This is a genomic window from Intestinimonas timonensis (assembly GCF_900626145.1).
GTDB lineage: Bacteria > Bacillota > Clostridia > Oscillospirales > Oscillospiraceae > Intestinimonas > Intestinimonas aquisgranensis.
In genome coordinates, this window is the sequence record NZ_LR130824.1 from 1 (window position 1) to 814 (window position 814).

2 protein-coding genes are annotated in these 814 nt (G+C 63.8%); both read left to right on the forward strand.

The window, feature by feature from the left end:
* The coding region (locus E0E29_RS17105) for an HNH endonuclease (protein WP_130850964.1) at positions 1–346 on the forward strand (346 nt) is incomplete at its 5' end.
* A gap of 126 nt (positions 347–472) precedes the next feature.
* Positions 473–814 (forward strand): hypothetical protein (locus E0E29_RS17110; RefSeq protein ID WP_130850965.1); only part of this gene is annotated, 342 nt, incomplete at its 3' end.

Here is an 814-nt window from a genome sequence, read left to right on the forward strand (position 1 = left end):
CAGCCGTGCCCACGGTGAGGTATATCGAAAGGAGGCATCCCGTATGATTTCGGCCAACATCAGCAAGAAAACCCGCCGGGCGGTCTATGCCCGGGACGGCTACGCCTGCGCCCTGTGCGACTCCACCAAGTATCTCCAGGTCCACCATTGCGTCAAGCGGTCCCAGGGCGGCACGGACAGCATGCAAAACCTCATCTGTCTGTGCGCAGACTGCCACGCCCTGGCCCACGGCATCGACCTCCGGGGCGTGGAGATGACCCAGGCCGACATGGAGCAGGCGATCACCGAGTACCTGGCGGACTACTACGCTCCGGATTGGAACCCCTGGGGGAAGGAGGGGCCATAAGCCCCTCCCCTCCAGGGCGGGCACTAGAACATGCGTTCGACAAGCGAAGGGTGTGCAAGATATTGTGGAAAACCGCCAGTTTTTCATATTCCAAGAAACTGACGTACCGACGGAAGGAGGGGCGGAGTGACCAGGGAAGAAGCCAGATTGGACCGCTTCAAGGCCGGGATAGCGGCCATGAGCGCCGCCGAGCGGGAGGCGCTGGAGGCGGCTATGCTTACGGCCAGGGCCATTCCTAAAGGGAAGGGCGTGAGCATCATTGAGCAACTGGTGGAGATGGCCGCTGCCAGGGCAAGGGCGGAGGCCAGACACAAGAGCGATGCTCAGACGGACCGGAGGCGCCGCCGGCTGGTGGGAGCACGGCTGCCCAAGCACCAGGCGGACCGGTGCCGGGCATGCGCAAAGCTGGAGGGGGAGTCGGTGTACCGGTTCGTATGCTCAGCCCTGGAGCGGGCATGCTCGGAGGTG